This window comes from Planotetraspora kaengkrachanensis (assembly GCF_016862895.1).
GTDB lineage: Bacteria > Actinomycetota > Actinomycetes > Streptosporangiales > Streptosporangiaceae > Planotetraspora > Planotetraspora kaengkrachanensis.
In genome coordinates this window covers 1-16724 of record NZ_BONV01000016.1, presented here as the reverse complement: position 1 = coordinate 16724, position 16724 = coordinate 1, and the positions used below count along the sequence as shown (strand labels likewise).

Annotated in this window: 15 protein-coding genes; 6 read left to right on the top strand and 9 right to left on the bottom strand. The window is 69.2% G+C overall.

The annotated features are described in order from the left end of the window. Positions 1-395: 395 nt before the first annotated feature. Positions 396-1019, bottom strand: a complete 624-nt coding sequence (locus Pka01_RS19290) for a TetR/AcrR family transcriptional regulator (RefSeq protein WP_203884202.1) — start codon at positions 1017-1019, stop codon at positions 396-398. 105 nt (positions 1020-1124) lie between these two features. Between Pka01_RS19290 and Pka01_RS19285 the strand changes: the two genes are divergently transcribed. Together Pka01_RS19285 and Pka01_RS19280 are read left to right on the top strand one after the other, a co-directional pair. Continuing rightward, positions 1125-2324, top strand: coding sequence for a cytochrome P450 (locus tag Pka01_RS19285; protein ID WP_203884201.1), 1200 nt, complete (start codon positions 1125-1127; stop codon positions 2322-2324). A gap of 11 nt (positions 2325-2335) precedes the next feature. After that, a complete protein-coding gene (locus Pka01_RS19280; RefSeq protein WP_203884200.1) occupies positions 2336-2530 on the top strand; it encodes a ferredoxin in 195 nt (64 codons plus the stop codon). Positions 2531-2542: 12 nt separating this feature from the next. Here Pka01_RS19280 and Pka01_RS19275 read toward each other — a convergent pair whose 3' ends face one another. The 4 genes from Pka01_RS19275 to fbaA form a co-directional block, all read right to left on the bottom strand. Then, complete coding sequence (locus tag Pka01_RS19275) at positions 2543-3469, bottom strand: glycerophosphodiester phosphodiesterase family protein (protein ID WP_239115126.1); 927 nt, start codon at positions 3467-3469, stop codon at positions 2543-2545. A gap of 99 nt (positions 3470-3568) precedes the next feature. Beyond that, on the bottom strand, positions 3569-4852 hold the full coding sequence (locus Pka01_RS19270; RefSeq protein ID WP_203884198.1) for an adenylosuccinate synthase: 1284 nt from the start codon (positions 4850-4852) through the stop codon (positions 3569-3571). Between the two features lie 244 nt (positions 4853-5096). Then, positions 5097-5519, bottom strand: a complete 423-nt coding sequence (locus Pka01_RS19265; protein ID WP_203884197.1) for a DUF3151 domain-containing protein — start codon at positions 5517-5519, stop codon at positions 5097-5099. Positions 5520-5619: 100 nt separating this feature from the next. Continuing rightward, positions 5620-6642, bottom strand: coding sequence for a class II fructose-bisphosphate aldolase (gene fbaA / locus Pka01_RS19260; protein ID WP_203884196.1), 1023 nt, complete (start codon positions 6640-6642; stop codon positions 5620-5622). Between the two features lie 156 nt (positions 6643-6798). On the opposite strand from fbaA, the gene Pka01_RS19255 reads away from it, so the two are divergent. Both Pka01_RS19255 and Pka01_RS19250 read left to right on the top strand, forming a co-directional pair. Continuing rightward, positions 6799-7479: a DedA family protein gene (locus Pka01_RS19255; protein ID WP_239115125.1), complete on the top strand. Its 681-nt coding sequence runs from the start codon at positions 6799-6801 to the stop codon at positions 7477-7479. A 78-nt stretch (positions 7480-7557) separates the two neighbouring features. Further along, positions 7558-8001, top strand: coding sequence for a flagellar basal body-associated FliL family protein (locus Pka01_RS19250; protein WP_203884195.1), 444 nt, complete (start codon positions 7558-7560; stop codon positions 7999-8001). Here the strand turns inward: Pka01_RS19250 and pyrE are convergent. Further along, the gene (gene pyrE, locus Pka01_RS19245) at positions 7979-8515 is read right to left on the bottom strand and encodes an orotate phosphoribosyltransferase (RefSeq protein ID WP_203884194.1); all 537 of its coding nucleotides are present in this window, start codon (positions 8513-8515) and stop codon (positions 7979-7981) included. The genes Pka01_RS19250 and pyrE overlap by 23 nt on opposite strands. Positions 8516-8637: 122 nt before the next feature. Here pyrE and Pka01_RS19240 point away from each other — a divergent pair, with 122 nt between their 5' ends. Both Pka01_RS19240 and Pka01_RS19235 read left to right on the top strand, forming a co-directional pair. Next, complete coding sequence (locus tag Pka01_RS19240) at positions 8638-11190, top strand: RNA polymerase sigma factor (RefSeq protein WP_203884193.1); 2553 nt, start codon at positions 8638-8640, stop codon at positions 11188-11190. Positions 11191-11369: 179 nt separating this feature from the next. Next, complete coding sequence (locus Pka01_RS19235; protein WP_203884192.1) at positions 11370-12716, top strand: NYN domain-containing protein; 1347 nt, start codon at positions 11370-11372, stop codon at positions 12714-12716. A gap of 32 nt (positions 12717-12748) precedes the next feature. Here Pka01_RS19235 and Pka01_RS19230 read toward each other — a convergent pair whose 3' ends face one another. The 3 genes from Pka01_RS19230 to Pka01_RS19220 all read right to left on the bottom strand — a co-directional run. After that, the gene (locus Pka01_RS19230) at positions 12749-13492 is read right to left on the bottom strand and encodes an SAM-dependent methyltransferase (protein WP_203884191.1); all 744 of its coding nucleotides are present in this window, start codon (positions 13490-13492) and stop codon (positions 12749-12751) included. A gap of 85 nt (positions 13493-13577) precedes the next feature. Beyond that, a complete protein-coding gene (locus Pka01_RS19225; protein WP_203884190.1) occupies positions 13578-14207 on the bottom strand; it encodes a response regulator in 630 nt (209 codons plus the stop codon). Positions 14208-14210: 3 nt separating this feature from the next. After that, a partial coding sequence (locus Pka01_RS19220; RefSeq protein WP_203884189.1) for a hybrid sensor histidine kinase/response regulator occupies positions 14211-16724 on the bottom strand: 2514 nt, incomplete at its 5' end.

The following is a 16724-nucleotide window of genomic DNA, read 5'->3' as shown; positions in this document are numbered from 1 at the left end:
AGTTTTGCGTGATCATGCACAGATTCGGCGCAGGCCGTACGGACCTGCGCCAACCCCCGCCGTGATCATGCACAAACTCGCGGAACCGCCGCCTCACCTGCGACGACACATCTTGTGATCATGCACGGATTCGTGGGTTGTTGCCCTGACCTGCGGAGGAGCGATTCGTGATCATGCAATTGCATGATCACGAACCACATTTTCCCTGTACGGAATGCCTCTCGCCGAACCCGTGCATGATCACGAACGGCGTAGGGGCTGCTCAGGAGCTCAATCCACGAATGTATGCATGATCACGCGGAGAGAAGGGGCTGGTCGGGGGGCCTGCCTGCGAATCTGTGCATGATCACGCCGAGGAGTCGCGCGGAGGGTCGCGCGGCGGATTGCGCGGAGGGTCACGCGGAGGGGTGGCCGATTGATCCTAGGCCGCGGATGGCTATCTCCATGGCACGCCGGCCTGTGGCCCACACCTGCTCGGGGGTCTCGCCCCGCTCCATGCCGACCGTCGTGGCCAGGTGGGCCGCCCCCATGAGGGATCCGATGGCGGCGGCGGCCTCGACGGGGCCGATCTCGTCGGCGTAGGCCTGGTGGAGCGCGTCGGCCAGGCGTTGCTCCGCCTCGAACAGCAGGTCCAGCCCGCGCGCCCGCAGTGCCGGCACCGTCATGATCAGGTGGCGGCGGGCGGGCGTCAGTTCCACGGTCAGATCGGCGTCGGTGACCGCGTCGAGGCTGTGGCGGACCATCCGCAGCAGGAGGTCGACGAGGGTCTCCGCCGGCCTGCGATCGGCGATCACCTTCAGTGCGGCCTCGACGCGGGCCTCGCCGTCGAAGAAGACGACGTCTTCCTTGCTGGTGAAGTAGCTGAAGAACGTCCTCGTCGAGACGTCGACGGCCGCGGTGATCTCCGCGACGGTCGTCTCCTCGTAGCCCTTCTCCTCGAACAGGCGCAGGGCCGTCTCAATCAGCGCTCGCCGGGTGCGTAGCTTCTTGCGCACCCGCAAGCCCACCACATCGCCCATAACTTGAACTTTACGACATTCAAATCATATTTGCACGCATTGCAAATTTACACCGAATGATGCTAGGTGTGGAGGTGAGGCTGACAAGCTGACAAGGAGCGAGTCATGACTGAGGCGACCCCTGATCTGATGACGTACACGACGGTTCGTGAGCGCCCCTTCGACCCGCCCGACGCCCTGACCCGGGCCCGCGAGGAGACGCCGATCCATCGCATGATCTATGCGGACGACCACGAGGGCTGGCTCATCACGGGGTACGCCCTGGCCCGGTCGGTGCTCGCCCATCCCCGTTTCAGCACCCGCCCGGAGCTCCTGCATCCCCCGATCCAGCAGCGGCTGATCAATCTTCAGGAGATCCGGAAGCAGCCCGGCTTCTTCCTCCGGATGGATCCCCCCGAGCACACCCGGTTCCGGCGGTTGCTGACCGGCCAGTTCACGGTGCGCAGGATGAAGCAGCTCGAGCCCCGGATCGCGGAGATCACCGAGGAGCGCCTGGACGCCATGGAGCGCGAGGGAGGGCCCGTCGACCTCGTGCAGGCCTTCGCCCTCCCCATCCCCTCGCTGGTGATCTGCGAGCTGCTCGGTGTGCCGTACGCGGACAGGGACCGCTTCCACCGCGACTCCGCCGTGATGCTGAACCTGCAGTCGACGCCGGAGGAGATCCGCACGGCGATCGACGACCTGCTCAACTACCTGCGCGCCCTGGTCAAGCACAAGCGTGCGGAGCCGTCGGACGACCTGCTCGGCGGCCTGGTGGCCGGTGGCGAGCTGGACGACGAGGAGCTCGCCGGGGTCGGGATGCTGCTGCTCGTCGCCGGGCACGAGACCACCGCCAACATGCTGGCCCTCGGCACGTTCGCGCTGCTGACCAACCCCAAGCAGCTGGCGGCGGTGCGCGACGACCCCGACGTGGTGGAGGGCGCGGTCGAGGAGCTGCTGCGTTACCTCACCATCATCCACATCGGCCCGATGAGGACGGCGCTGGAGGACGTCGAACTCGACGGTCACGTGATCAAGGCGGGAGAGGTGGTGACGATCGCCGCCGCCGTGGCCAACCGGGACCCGGAGCGGTTCGGGGAGTCCGAGACGCTCGACGTCAGCCGGTCCGCCCACGGTCATCTCACCTTCGGGCACGGGGTGCACCAGTGCCTCGGCCAGCAACTCGCCAGGACCGAGATGCGCATCGCCTACCCGGCGCTGCTACGGCGCTTCCCGGGGTTGCGCCTCGCCGTGCCGGCCGAGGAGGTCCCGATGCGCTCGGACATGTCGATCTACGGGGTGCACCGCCTGCCGGTCACCTGGTAGGAGGAACAGCGATGAAGATCAAGGCGGACACCGGCGTCTGCGTGGGAGCGGGCATGTGCGCGCTCAGCGTGCCGGAGGTCTTCGACCAGAGTGAGGACGACGGGACGGTGGTCGTGCTCGAACCCGATCCCCCCGCCTCGCGAGAGGCGGCGGTGCGCCGCGCGGTCCAGCTGTGCCCTTCCGGGGCGCTCTCGATCGAGGAGTAGAACGGGGGCGGGTCAGGCGTCGACGTGCCGGAGCGGGCGGACCGGCTCCGGCAGCGGGAGGTTGCGCTCCTTCCACAGACGGCGCATGCGATCGGGATAGTCGGTGACGATCGCCGACGCGCCCATGTCGATCAGGCGGGACGCCTCCTCGGGGTCGTTGACCGTCCACACGGCGACCGGCATGCCGCGCAGGGACGCTCCGGCCATGAGGGCCTCGTCGACGAGCACCCGGTCGGGGGACAAGGTCGTCGCCCCCACCTCGGCGGCGGCCGCCGGGATGTCGCCGTCGAAGTCGGCGAGATCGAGCCCGTTCATCCACTCGGGCCGCATCGTGACCCGCTCGATCAGCGCGTACCGCTGGTCGACCAGGTGCTCGGCGGCCTTCAGGATGCGCCAGTCGAAGCTGAGCAGGGACGTCCTGGCGAGCTTGTCGTGCTTGTCGAGCTCCTTCACGACCGATTCCGTGAACTCGACCGGGTCGGCGGACAGATCCGGCTGCGTCGGATTGGACTTCAGCTCCACGTTGAGCCGGACCTTGTCCGCCCCGAGGGCGCCGATCAGCCCGAGCACCGCGCCCAGCGTGGGCATCCGGGTGTCCGGCAGCGGCACCTGGGTGAGGGCGAACACGTCGTCGGGACGCTGCGGCAGCCGTACGCCCACGTCGAGCGTGCGCAGCTGCGCGAGCGTCAGCGAGTTGATCGGCCTCCCCACGTAGGGGAACATCTCGTCGTCCGGCGTGGCCATCCCGGTGTCGGCGCTGGTCACGGGAGAGACGAGCAGATCGTGGGTGAGCACGAGCTGCCCGTCGGCCGACATCGCCACGTCGAACTCCAACGCGTCGACACCCAGCTCCAGCGCGAACGCGAGACCGGGAAGCGTGTTCTCGGGCCTCAGCCCGCGCGCTCCCCGGTGACCATGTAGCTCAACGTATCCGTGCACAAGGGCGTACCTTACTTGCTCCGCCGCTGGTCGCCGGGTATCTCCCGCAGTCTCGGCGCGCATGCCGCAAACAGCTCGTACGGCACATGCCAGCCGAAATCAGATCAGCGACCGGATCTGCAGGGTCTGCGTACGGCCGGGACCGACGCCGATGGCGGAGATCGGCGCACCGCTCATCTCCTCCAGCGCACGGACGTAGGCCTGAGCGTTGGGCGGCAGGTCGTCGAAGGTCTTGGCGCTGGTGATGTCCTCCTGCCAGCCGGGCAGCTCCTCGTAGATCGGCGTGGCGTGGTGGAACTCGGTCTGCGTCATCGGGATCTCGTCGTGGCGCACGCCGTCCACGTCGTAGGCGACGCACACGGGGATCCGCTCGAGACCGGACAGCACGTCGAGCTTGGTCAGGAAGAAGTCGGTCACACCGTTGATCCGGGTTGCGTACCGCGCGATGACGGCGTCGAACCAGCCGCAGCGGCGGTTGCGGCCGGTGGTCACGCCGTACTCGCCGCCGGTCTGCCGCAGCCACTCGCCCTGCTCGTCGAGCAGTTCGGTGGGGAACGGGCCGGAGCCGACCCGCGTGGTGTACGCCTTGAGGATGCCGATCACCCGGGTGAGCCGGTTCGGCGGGATGCCGGACCCCGCGCACGCGCCGCCCGACGTGGGGGAACTCGACGTCACGAACGGGTAGGTGCCGTGGTCGATGTCGAGGAGCGTGCCCTGGCCGCCCTCGAGCAGCACGACCTTGTCCTCGTCGAGCGCCCGGCTCAGGATCAGCGAGGTGTCGGCGATGTGGGGACGCAGCCGTTCGGCGTAGCCCAGGTACTCGTCGAGGACCTTGGTCGCCTCGAGCCCGCGGCGGTTGTAGATCTTGGTGAGGATCTGGTTCTTCTCCGTGAGGGCGGCCTCGATCTTCTGGCTGAGGATGCCCGGGTCGAGCAGGTCCTGCACCCGCACGCCCACACGGTAGATCTTGTCGCCGTAGGCCGGCCCGATGCCCCGGCCGGTCGTCCCGATCTTGGCCTTGCCCAGGAACCGCTCGCTGACCTTGTCGATCGCCTTGTGGTGGGGCATGATCAGGTGCGCGTTCGCGGAGATCAGCAAACGGCCGCAGTCGATCCCCCGGGCCGCCAGCCCGTCGATCTCGGACAGCAGCACGCCGGGGTCGATGACGACGCCGTTGCCGATGACCGGCACGACGTCAGGGGAGAGCACACCCGTCGGCAGCAGGTGCAACGCGTATTTCTGATCCCCGATCACCACCGTGTGGCCCGCGTTGTTCCCCCCTTGGTAGCGGACCACGTAGTCGACGTCGCCGCCGAGCAGGTCGGTGGCCTTTCCCTTACCCTCATCGCCCCATTGGGCGCCCACGAGAACGACAGCCGGCATGGTCTTACTCCTGCGACAAAACGAAAGCCCTTGGCGCAAGCGCGACAAGGGCCTCTTGCAAACAGAGACTACCTGAGCATTCCGATTTAGGGGATCTCCGGCGCCGCCGGAGTCAGGGCGCGCCGTCACAGGAGAACTCAGGAATCCCCACGTGACCACAGGTCGCGCGATCACGGGAAGATCATGGTGCGACCGCCTCCCACCGTGCGGCGGGAGGCGGTTCAGGCCGGGGAAGCGGCGGAGGTCACCGGGATGCGGCGAGCGCCTCCGCGGCGGCGGTGCTGCTGTCACGCAGGAACTGGGCGCAGCGCTCCGCCTCGTCCTTCTCGCCGATGGCCTGGGCGGCGCGGGCGAGAGCGTTCAGGCAGCGCAGGAAACCCCTGTTCGGCTCGTGCTCCCAGGGAATGGGGCCGTGGCCCTTCCAACCGGCCCGGCGCAGCTGGTCGAGCCCCCGGTGGTACCCGGTGCGCGCGAACGCGTACGAGGTCACGGCGTGGCCGGCGGTGAAGAACTCGTCCGCCAGGGCCGCCCAGGCCGCCGAGTAGGTGGGGAAGCGCGCGGCCACGTCGGCCGCCTTGGCGCCTGCCTCGAGCATCTCCCGTGCCTCGGCGTTGTCCGGCAACAGGGTGGGCGGCGGACCGCCTAGGAGGTTCTCGTGCGTTTCCATGGACACAGTCTTACCTGTGCCAGACCGAAAGAGTAATGATCGGTCGTACGAAAACGGGAGATCGCCATGTCCGCGATCTCCCGTTCCGCTTGACCTCGGACTACTTGAGCTTCGTGCCCGCCGACTTGAGCTGCGTGCAGGCGTCGGCGACCCGCTGTGCCATCCCGGCCTCGGCGGCCTTGCCGTACACGCGGGGGTCGTAGGCCTTCTTGTTGCCGACCTCGCCGTCGACCTTGAGCACGCCGTCGTAGTTCTTGAACATATGGTCGGCGATCGGCCGGGTGAAGGCGTACTGGGTGTCGGTGTCGATGTTCATCTTCACCACGCCGTAGGAGATGGCCTCCTGGATCTCCTCCACCGCCGAGCCGGAGCCGCCGTGGAAGACCAGCGAGAACGGCTTGTCCTTGCCGTACTTGGCGCCGACGGCGTCCTGAATGTCCTTGAGCACGCTCGGGCGGAGTTTCACGTGGCCGGGCTTGTAGACGCCGTGGACGTTGCCGAAGGTGGCGGCCACGATGTAGCGGCCGCGTTCGCCCAGCCCGAGGGCCTCGGCGAGGGCGAGCCCGTCCTCAGGAGTGCTGTAGAGCTTCTCGTTGATCTCGCCGACGACGCCGTCCTCCTCGCCGCCGACGACGCCGATCTCGACCTCGAGGATCACGTGCGCCTCGCGGGTCTTGTCGATGAGCTCGGAGGCGATCGTGATGTTCTCCTCGAGAGGTACGGCGGAGCCGTCCCACATGTGCGACTGGTACAGGGGCTCCTCGCCGCGGGCCACGCGCTCACGGGAGATCTCGAGCAGCGGGCGGACGAACCCGTCCAGCTTGTCCTTCGGGCAGTGGTCGGTGTGCAGGCCGACCGTGACGGGGTACTTGGCCGCGACAACGCGGGCGAACTCGGCGAACGCGGTCGCTCCGGTCACCATGTCCTTGACGGTCGTGCCGGACAGGAACTCGGCGCCTCCCGTCGACACCTGGATGATCCCGTCGCTCTCCGCCTCGGCGAAGCCCCGAAGCGCCGCGTGCAACGTCTGCGACGAGGTCACATTGATCGCCGGATACGCGAAGCCGCCCGCTTTGGCGCGGTCGAACATCTCGGCGTAGACCTCTGGAGTCGCGATAGGCATCGAAGTCATCTCCTTCTGGACCGGGTCAGCGGTGGCCAGTATCCCCAAGGCCATGCCCATCAGGGAAGCGTCAGACGTTCAAGGTCATTCCACAACGTTGCTCACGGGGCCGTCGCTTCTCAGTCTCATCTCATAAGGGACAGGTAGGCTCACACCGTGGATGTGCTCTTGGAACTCCTTGACCCCAAGTGGTGGCTGGGCATGCTCGGCCCGCTGGCCACGATCGGCGTTATTGCCATCATATTTGCCGAAACAGGGCTACTTGTCGGATTCTTCCTGCCTGGCGACTCGCTGCTCGTCGCCGCCGGAATCTTCAGCACCGCCGCCGCGGCCCAGGGGCTCGGCATCGCACCGCTCTCATTGCCCACGCTGCTGATTTTCACGCCGATCGCCGCCGTCGCCGGCGCGCAATTCGGGCATTTCCTTGGCGGCAGGTTCGGCCGCAAGCTCTTCGACAAGCCTGATTCCCGGCTGTTCAAGAAGGAGCACGTCGACAAGGCCGAGTTTTACTTCGAAAAGTTCGGGCCGGCCAAGGCGGTCGTCGCCGCACGTTTCATGCCGATCGTCCGCACGTTCATGAACCCGGTGGCGGGCGTCCTGGAGATGAACCCGCGCAGGTTCCTCGTCTGGAACGTCGTGGGCGGCGTGGTCTGGGTCGAGGCGCTGCTGCTCCTCGGATACTTCCTGGGCGCCAAGGTCGAGAACATCGACAAGTACATCCTGCCCGGCGTCCTCGTCATCGTCGTCCTGTCGTTGATCCCCATCGTGCGAGAGGTCATCAAGAGCCGCAAGGTGGTCGTCCCCGAGCCCAAGGGCCGTCACCACGCCGGGCGTTGAAAACGTATTCACACCCGCTGGGTCGGCCGCGTGCGATGATCCCGTCCCGTAACCCGGTTACCCACTAGTCTCCAAAGTGTGGGACGCCACCGGTCTGACCCGCTGGGCATCGCCAGGCTCGCGCTTATCGTCCTGGCGGTCATTGTGCTGCTGGCGCTGATCGGAGTCGGCGCGAAGGCGCTGATCTCATCGCTCGGCTCCGAGGAGCCCGCCCCTCCCGGCACGCCCACCGTGTCGAGCGCTCCGCCGACCTCCCAGCAGCCGTCGGCGGAGAAGGTGCCCACCGTCCAGGTGGTCTGTCAGGCCGACCTCTGCCCGGTCTTCGTGCGCGTGCCGGGCGGGGACGTCCTCATCGACCGCGACCTGGCCCGGGGCGAACAGGCGTCGTACTTCAACCCCGAAGTCGACGTGGTCCTCGACGACGCCGGGACGGTGCAGGTCTTCGCGAACGGCACCGCCCGGCCCGCGGGTCAGCAGGGTGAACGCCAGGCGTTCAAGGTCACGAGAGCCCCAGGTCAGTGAGGGTGTAGGCCGACCGGTACGGCAGGCCCGTCGCGGCCAGGTTCTCGTCGCCGCCGCGGTGCACGATCGTCGCGATCCCCACGACCTCGGCGCCCGCCTCCCTGAGCGCCTCCACCGCCGTCAGGACCGACGAACCGGTCGTCGTCGTGTCCTCGACCGCGAGCACCCGCCGGCCCGCGACGTCCGGGCCCTCGATCCGGCGCTGCAGGCCGTGGGCCTTGCCCTCCTTACGCACGACGAACGCGTCGAGCACGCGGCCGCGGGCCGCGGCGGCGTGCAGCATCGCGGTCGCCACCGGGTCGGCTCCGAGTGTGAGGCCGCCCACCGCCTCGTAATCGATGTCCTCGGTCAGGTCGAGCATCACCCGGCCCACGAGGGGGGCCGCCACGGCGTCGAGCGTGATCCGGCGCAGATCCACGTACCAGTCGGCCTCCCGGCCGGAGGACAGCACGACCCGGCCGTGCACGACCCCCTTGTTCTTGATCTCGTCAAGCAGTTGTTCACGGTCACTCATGGTGCACAGCGTACGGCCGGCGCTCGCGGGGCCGTCGTCAGGCAAAGACGGGTACGCGGTTTAGCCATGACACTCGCTGCGGAATTAATGGCGTTGCAACTCAACGTAATCGTGAGGTCGCAATGCGTAGAACGGACCGGCAAGCCGATGTGGAACTGCTGGAGGCGGTCAGGGGAGGAAACGCCCCGGCCTACGGCACGCTGTACCAGCGTCACGCCGTCGCCGCCCGAGCACTCGCCTGTCAGCTCATCCAGGACGACGAGGAGGTCGAGGACGTCCTCGTCGAGACGTTCGCGGGAATCCTCGACCTGGTCAGATCCGGCGAGGGCCCGGTCTTCGCGTTCCGGCCCCACCTGCTCATGGCGGTGCGCCGTTTCGTCGCCATCGGAGTGGTCGACCTGACCGACCCCGACGCCGTCTACGTCGATCCCGAGCTGACCGGCCTGGAGCGGACCGTGCTCGCCCGGGCGTTCTTCTCGTTGCCCGAGCGCTGGCGGATGGTCCTGTGGCACGCCGACGTCGAGGGCGCCAGACCCGGTGACATCGCCCCGCTGCTCGGCATGTCCGCAGGCGGTGTCGGGGCGCTCGCCGACCGCGCCCGAGAGGGCCTACGCCAGGCGTACCTGCAACTGCACCGGGAAGGCGGCCCCGGCGAAGAATGCGGGCCGATCCTGTCGAACATCATCGGTTACGTCGAGGGCGGCCTCCACAGGCGCGAGGCCCACGTGGTGGACGAGCACGTCGCCGAGTGCATCGACTGCCGCGCGGTCTTCCTGGAGTTGGCGGATCTGTCGCAGCAACTGAAGGTCATCGTCGGCCAGCTCGTCGCCGGCCCGCACATCGACGGATACCTCGCCGAGCTCAAGAGGGCGGGGGAGACCACGAGCAGCCCGGCGCTCGGACCCGCAGCCGTGCTCAGGCGCGTGCCCGTCTCACGCAGGGCACTCGCCACGGGCGTGGCCGTGACGGTCGCGATCGCGGGGTTCGTCCTGATCTCCGAGCCGCTCTCCGACGAGGGGCCGGTCCCCCGCCATCCGGAAGCGAACGGCCGCCCCTCGCCCCCGAAGCCCGCCGTCATCCCGAAGCCGGCCGGCTCCCCGACCCCCGCCGGCTCCCCGAAGCCGGCGATGTCCCCGGGGGCGCCCCTGGCGTCGGCTCCCGCGCCGGTCCCCAGGGCGGCGCCTTCGCCGCGGAAGGACAAGGCGCTCGGGGGCGAGGTCCCGGTGGCGCGGCCGTCCTCACAGGCTTCACGGCCGCCGGCCCGCGTCGGGCGGGCGCCCGACGCGGGTACGCCCTCGCGGCTGTCCGCTCCCGTCGCGAGGCACCCGGCCGACCGGCATGGCCGGGGCTCGCACGGTCAGGACCCGAGCGGTCCCGATCCGAGCGGGCCGGACCTGAGCGGCTCGGACCTGAGCGGCTCGGATCAGAGCGGCTCGGATCAGAGCGGCTCGGATCAGAGCGGCTCGACGCTGGCGGCGAGCATCGACCCGCTCGGCTCGCTGGTGCGGGCACGGTCCGGCATCGTCGGAGTGCGGTTGCGCAACACCGGCCGGACCGAGACCCGGAATCTGCTGGCCGCCGTCACTCTCCCTCAGGGGGTCGTCTTCACGGCGGGCGGCGCACTGGCGGCCGCCGCCCCCGTCGGCACGGTGGACGGCTGGGCCTGCCACACGGAGGGGAGGGTCGTGACCTGCTCCCGCGGCGCGCTGGCCCCCGGTGCGGCGACGACGATCTTCCTCCCTGTCCTCGTCGCCGCCCACGCGCCGAAGGGGGGCGGGCTCGCGCTCCGGGTGAGATCGGGCGGCCAGGTCGTGTCGGCGAGGTCCACCACCGGCGTCCGCGCCTCGGGCGCCACGGCCCGTTTCGCCGCCGACGGGCGGGTCACCACGCGGGCCGTCGGCAACACCCTGCTGAGCTCCTCGCCCATGTCGCCCGGCTGCGCGGCGACGACGGCGCACCCGGCCACCGGCCGGCTCGCGACGCCCGTGGACCTCGACACGGACGCCACGACCCGAAGCTCCAGTTGCGCCACGCTCGACCTGCCCGCGGGCGGCCAGGTGTTGTGGGCCGGTCTCTACTGGTCCGCCACCGGGCGCGGCACGACGCCTGTGAGCTCCATCCGGGTCAGGGCACCCGGAGCCGCCTCCTACACGTGGGTCCACGCGGCCGAGGTCGCCGGGAGCGATCTGCCCATCCAGCACGGTTATCAGGCGTTCGCCGATGTGACGTCGCTGGTCCGCGGGGCGGGCGGCGGCCGATGGTGGGCCGCGGACCCGTCGATGCGGTGGGGGGCCTCGCACCGCGCGGGGTGGAGCCTCGTCGTGCTGGCCACCGACCGGAGCCGGCCGTACAGCAGGGCGGCGGTGCTGGACACGGCCGCCGTCGTCGGCCGCGGCGGCGAACCTCTGAAGGTGCCGCTCGCGGGGCTCGCCCCGGCGGCCGTCCCGGCCCGGATCGACGTCGTGGTGTGGAAGCCCGACGGAGCGGAGGACGGTTCGATGGCGCTGGCCGACCGCGCGTCCCCCACGGGCGGCGGTGCCGCCGGAGAGATGAGGGGAGTGGTCGTGGAGACGCTCCACACCGTCCTCGGACGGCGTGCCGTGCTTCGTCTGAGGGCCAGGAAGAGCAGCCTTCTCTTCGGGGTCGTGGCGGTCAGCGCCCGCTCATGGTCCTAACCGTTTGGCAGGAGGAAATAGACGGACAAACTGGTACGGTCTCCGTGAACACTCCCACCCCAGGGCGCGGGCCCACAAGATCCCCATCGTGCGCGCGTGGGCCGAATCGCCGGGATTCCCCCTCGGACGATCACCCGTTTCATTACCCTGGGAAAACCATGGAGGAAGGGCGGTGTCACGTGGATCGGTGTGCGCTGTTCGTCGACGCCGGCTATCTGCTGGCCGACGGCGCGATGGCCGTGCACGGGACCCGTCACCGAGAGGCCGTCTCCTGGGACTTCGCCGGCCTTCTGCAACTCTTGACCAACCTCTCGCGAGAGCGCACCGGGCTGCCGATGTTGCGCTGCTACTGGTACGAGGCGACGGTCGAGGGCCGCAGAACCCCTGAGCACGACGTGCTGGCCGACATCCCGGGCCTCAAACTCCGTCTCGGCCGCATCCGGCCGGGCAGGCGCGAAGGCGTCGACGCCCAGGTGCACCGCGACCTCATGACGCTGGCCCGCAACAACGCGGTCTGCGACGCGGTGGTGGTCAGCGGCGACGAGGATCTCGCCCAGGTGGTCAGCGACGCCCAGGATCTCGGCATCCGGGTGACGGTCGTGCACGTCTCGGCCGACGGCAGTTGGGCGGTCTCCCGCACGCTCCGTCAGGAGTGCGACGACCTCATCGAGATCGGATCGGGGCATCTCCGCCCGTACGTCACCCTTCTCCCTGGTGTCGATTCCGGTCATTCCACGGGGAACGGTCAGCTCCCGCAAGGTTCGCCGAACGGCCAGCCGCGCGGCAACGGTGTCGTGCCCCTCGCCAACGGCTCACCGGGTGCCGGCGTCGTGCCGCTCGCGAACGGTTCACCGGGTGCCGGCGTGGTTCCCCTGGCCAACGGTTCACCGGGAGGGAGCCGGTCGTCCAACGCGGCCCACGCACGGACTCCGCAGCCCTCCCAGCCTGCTCTTCCTGCACCGCCGCCGGCTCCCCCGCAGCCTGCCTACACGCAGTACGTGCCGGAGCCGCAGCCCGCTCCTCCGCCGCCACCGCAGCCCACGCCGCCTCCTCCTGTGGCTCAGCAGCCCGCCGCTCCTCCGTCCCCGCCGCCCGTGACCCAGGCGCCGCCGCCAACCGCGCCTCCGGTGTCCAATCCGTATTCGGCGAACACGGGCAGCACCGGGAGCTACCCGTCGGGTGCGGGTTCCTACTCTTCCGGCACGGGAGGCTACACGGCCCCGCTCGGGCCGTACACCGGTCCGCAGCCCGCGCCCGTGCCGATGCAGAGCGCGGGCACCACGACGCTCGCCGAGGCCGTCAAGGCCGCGCACAAGGAGGGCCACGACTTCGGCGACTCGGTCGCCCGGGACGCGCCGGCGTTGTGGCTGGAGGCGGTGCTCGCCCGCAAGCCGAGAATGCCCTCGGATCTCGAGGCCCGCCTGTTGCAGGGCTCGTCGTTGCCCATCGACTTCCTCCTGCACGACGAGGTCCGCCACGCCCTGCGCCGGGGTTTCTGGGACGCCCTGGAACGGGCGCGGCGCTGACCTGGCCTGAGCTGAGCTGGGCGTGATGAAGTTCAGTCGGTGCGGCGGAGCAGGAGCGTGACGAACCCGAGGACGCCGCGGTAGCCGTTCAGCCACATGTCACGGTGGTCGAGCGCGGCCGCCAGGGCGGCGTCGCCGTCGGGGCCGGGATGATCGAGGGCCCAGCGGGTCAGACCGCCGGTCCAGGACCACTCGTACTCGTCCCATTCCGCAAGTTCACTCGTGTGCCCGTACACGACGCGGAAGCCGGGGTCTTCCATGCGTGTGACGGTTCCAGGCAGGTCGGCGTAGTCGTCGCGGGCCGCGTCGAGCCGGGTGAGCAGCGACGGCGGCGGAGGCGTCTCCCAAAACCCCTCCCCGATCAGGGCGAGGCCGCCGGGCCGCACGAGCCTGCGGACGTCCCGGACGGTCGCGGCGAGCCCGCCGAATGCGTGCGTGGCTCCGACACACAGGACGAGGTCGTACGGCTCGGCACCGGTGAACGCGGCGGCCGGCTTTTCGTGCAGACGGATCCGGTCGGCGAGTCCCCGGCGCTCGGCGTCCTCCGCGGCGGCCTGCAGAGCCTCCGAGGAGACGTCCACTCCGTCGGCCGTCACGCTGGGGAAGAGTTCGAGCGCCCGCAACGTCCAGGCGGCCTGTCCGCAGCCGAGGTCGAGGACGCGCGCACCGGTCCCGAGCCTGCTCAGAGTGAGAAGGCGGTCGAGGTGGGGTTCGCTCACGGGAGCGGCGACGGGGTGGTCGCGATGCGCGATGGCGCTGATCGTCTGGCGGTCCATGGGGCCACCCTGTTGGGCCCGCCTCACACCTGTCCACCGATTAAACCGGCTGAATCGGCGCTGCCGGTCGCGTGGCGGGCGCCGGTCAGGTGAGGGCGTCGAACCCGGCCCTGAGGTGGGCGACCCGGTCCGAGAGGCTGGAGAGCGAGTCGTCCATGGCCGTGTCGGCGGACTTGCGGGCGAGGTCGCGGGCCCGGGCGAGCTCGTCCTCGACGGCGGTGATTCGCCTCGACAACTCGGGCAGGACGGAGGCCTGGTCGCCGGCGCTCCCCGACAGTTCGCTCGACAACCGTTCGCGCAGCAGCGCCGCCTGTTCGGCGAGCCGCCGGTTCATGTTGTAGAGCTCCACGAACACGGCGACCTTCGCCCGCAACACCCAGGGGTCGAACGGCTTGGTCAGATAGTCGACCGCGCCTGCGGCGTATCCCCGGAAGGCGTAGTCGGGCGCGCTGTCCACGACGGTCAGGAAGATGATCGGGATGTTGCGCGTGCGCTCCCGCCGCTTGATGTGCGCGGCGGTCTCGAAGCCGTCCATGCCGGGCATGCGCACGTCGAGAAGGATGAGCGCGAACTCGGTGGCCAGCAGGGCCTTCAGCGCCTCCTCGCCTGATCTGGCCCGGATGGGGACCAGGTCCAGCGAGCTGAGGATCGCCTCGAGGGCGATCAGATTCTCCTCTCGGTCGTCGACGAGGAGGACCTTTGCGCGGTCAGCCATCGATCACGCACCTTCACGGGAGTCGGGCACTTCGGAGCCGGAGGCGTACTCCTGGTTCTCCGCGGTCTTGACGCGTCCCCGGATGAGCCAGCCGCGCAGGCGCTCGAGAAGCCGGTCGACGTCGACGGGCTTGGGCACGTAGTCGGAGGCGCCGGAGGCGATGCTCTTCTCCCGGTCGCCGCGCATGACCTTGGCGGTCAGCGCGATGATCGGCAGGTCGGCGAACTGCGGCATCTTCCTGATCGCCGACGTGGTGGCCCAGCCGTCCATCTCCGGCATCATGATGTCCATCAGCACGAGGGCGACGTCCTCGTTGCGCTCGAGCTGTTCGATGCCCTCACGCCCGTTCTCGGCGTAGACCACGACCGAGCCGTGCCGTTCGAGGACGCTGGTGAGCGCGAAGACGTTGCGGATGTCGTCGTCGACGATGAGGATCTTGGCGCCGGTGAGCGGATCCTCGCCCTGCCACTCCTGGCCCTCGACGAGCGGTTCGAGGTGGGCCAGCGGCATGTCGGTCGGCAGCGGGATCTCCGGGAGGATGTCCTCGTCGTCGATCGGGGGCTCCAGGATCCTCCTCGCGCCTCCGGCGTACCCGGTGGTCATCGCGCCGCCGTCGCGGGCGGCCAGCGGTCCCGAGTAGGCCATCGGCAGGTACAGGGTGAACGTGCTGCCCTTGCTCGGCGTGCTGTCCACGTGGATCTCGCCGCCGAGGAGCCTGGCGATCTCCCGGCAGATCGACAGGCCCAGGCCGGTGCCGCCGTACTTGCGGCTGGTGGTGCCGTCCGCCTGCCGGAAGGCCTCGAAGATGACCTCCAGCTTGTCCGGCGCGATGCCGATGCCGGTGTCCACGACCTTGAAGGCGAGGATGTGGTCCGAGCCCTTCAGCGTGTCGTCGACGAAGGGCACGTTCGGCGGCGCGTGGGTGACCTCCAGCCGGACCTCGCCCTTCGGCGTGAACTTGACCGCGTTCGAGAGCAGGTTGCGCAGCACCTGCTGCATGCGCTGCTCGTCGGTGCGCAGCTCGTTCGGCACGGTGGGATCGACCTCGACCGTGAAGGCCAGTCCCTTGTCCTGCGCGAGAGGCGCGAAGGTCGCCTCCATGTAGTCGACGAGCCTGGACAACGACAGCTGCTGCGGGTGGATGTCCATCCGGCCGGCCTCGACCTTGGACAGGTCGAGGATGTCGTTGATCAGCTGCAGCAGGGCGGAGCCCGCGCTGTGGATCGTCCGGGCGAACTCGACCTGCTGCGGGGTCAGGTTGCCCTCGGCGTTCTCTGTCAGCAACTTGGCCAGCACGAGCAGGCTGTTCAGCGGCGTGCGCAGCTCGTGGGACATGTTGGCGAGGAACTCGGACTTGTAGCGCGAGGACACCGCCAGCTGCTCGGCGCGCTCCTCCAGCGTGCGCCGGGCCTGCTCGATCTGGAAGTTCTGGATCTCGATCGCGCGGTTCTGCTTGGCCAGCAGCGCCGCCTTGTCCTCGAGCTCGGCGTTGGACCTGCGCAGCTCCTCCTGCTGGCGCTGGAGCTCGTCCGAGCGCTCCTGCAGCTCGGTGGCCAGGCGCTGCGACTCCTTGAGCAGGTCCTCCGTACGGGAGTTGGCGATGATCGTGTTGATCGTGACGCCGATGGTCTCCACGAGCTGGGTCAGGAAGGCCAGGTGGACCTCGTTGAACTTGTTGAACGAGGCCATCTCGAGCACGCCGAGGACCTGGTTCTCGAACAGGATCGGCAGGACCACGATCTGCGCGGGGTTGGCGCTGCTCAGCCCGGTCTCGATGGTGATGTACTCGGCCGGGACGTTCTCCAGGATGATCTGCTGGGCCTCCAGCGCGGCCTGCCCGACGATGCCCTCGCCCAGCGCGAACCGCTGCCGCGGGCTCGATCCCGGCTGGATGCCGTACCCCGCGATGAGGCTCAGCTCGCCGTTGACGACCAGGTAGCAGGCGCCGTGGCTGGCCGTGACCAGGGGCGTCAGCTCGCTCATGATCAGCCGGGAGACCTCGATGAGGTCGCGGTGGCCCTGCATGAGGCGGGAGATCCGGACGAGGTTGGACTTCAGCCAGTCCTGTTCCTCGTTGGCCTTCGTGGTGTCGCGCAGCGTCGACACCATGGTGTTGATGTTGTCCTTGAGCTGGGCGAGCTCGCCCGGCGCCTCCACGGAGACCGACCTGGTGTGGTCGCCCCTGGCGACGGCGCTGGTGACCTGGGCGATCGCGCGGACCTGGGTGGTGAGGTTGCCGGCCAGCTCGTTGACGCTCTCGGTGAGGCGCTTCCAGGTGCCCTCCACGCCCTCGACCCGGGCCTGCCCGCCGAGCTGGCCCTCGGAACCGACCTCGCGGGCGACTCGGGTGACCTCGGAGGCGAAGGACGACAACTGGTCGACCATCGTGTTGATCGTGGTCTTGAGGACCAGGATCTCGCCCTGGGCGTCCACGTCGATCTTGCGGGTGAGGTCGCCGTTGGCGACGGCGGTCGTGACCTCGCCGATGTTGCGGACCTGGTAGGTCAGGTTGGTGGT

Bases quoted from the DNA above. Each gene is read 5' to 3' on its own strand.
- Pka01_RS19290 (WP_203884202.1), bottom strand. From the start codon at position 1,019: ATGGGCGATGTGGTGGGCTTGCGGGTGCGCAAGAAGCTACGCACCCGG.
- Pka01_RS19285 (WP_203884201.1), top strand. From the start codon at position 1,125: ATGACTGAGGCGACCCCTGATCTGATGACGTACACGACGGTTCGTGAG.
- Pka01_RS19280 (WP_203884200.1), top strand. From the start codon at position 2,336: ATGAAGATCAAGGCGGACACCGGCGTCTGCGTGGGAGCGGGCATGTGC.
- Pka01_RS19270 (WP_203884198.1), bottom strand. From the start codon at position 4,852: ATGCCGGCTGTCGTTCTCGTGGGCGCCCAATGGGGCGATGAGGGTAAG.
- Pka01_RS19265 (WP_203884197.1), bottom strand. From the start codon at position 5,519: ATGGAAACGCACGAGAACCTCCTAGGCGGTCCGCCGCCCACCCTGTTG.
- fbaA (WP_203884196.1), bottom strand. From the start codon at position 6,642: ATGCCTATCGCGACTCCAGAGGTCTACGCCGAGATGTTCGACCGCGCC.
- pyrE (WP_203884194.1), bottom strand. From the start codon at position 8,515: ATGAGTGACCGTGAACAACTGCTTGACGAGATCAAGAACAAGGGGGTC.
- Pka01_RS19240 (WP_203884193.1), top strand. From the start codon at position 8,638: ATGCGTAGAACGGACCGGCAAGCCGATGTGGAACTGCTGGAGGCGGTC.
- Pka01_RS19230 (WP_203884191.1), bottom strand. From the start codon at position 13,492: ATGGACCGCCAGACGATCAGCGCCATCGCGCATCGCGACCACCCCGTC.
- Pka01_RS19225 (WP_203884190.1), bottom strand. From the start codon at position 14,207: ATGGCTGACCGCGCAAAGGTCCTCCTCGTCGACGACCGAGAGGAGAAT.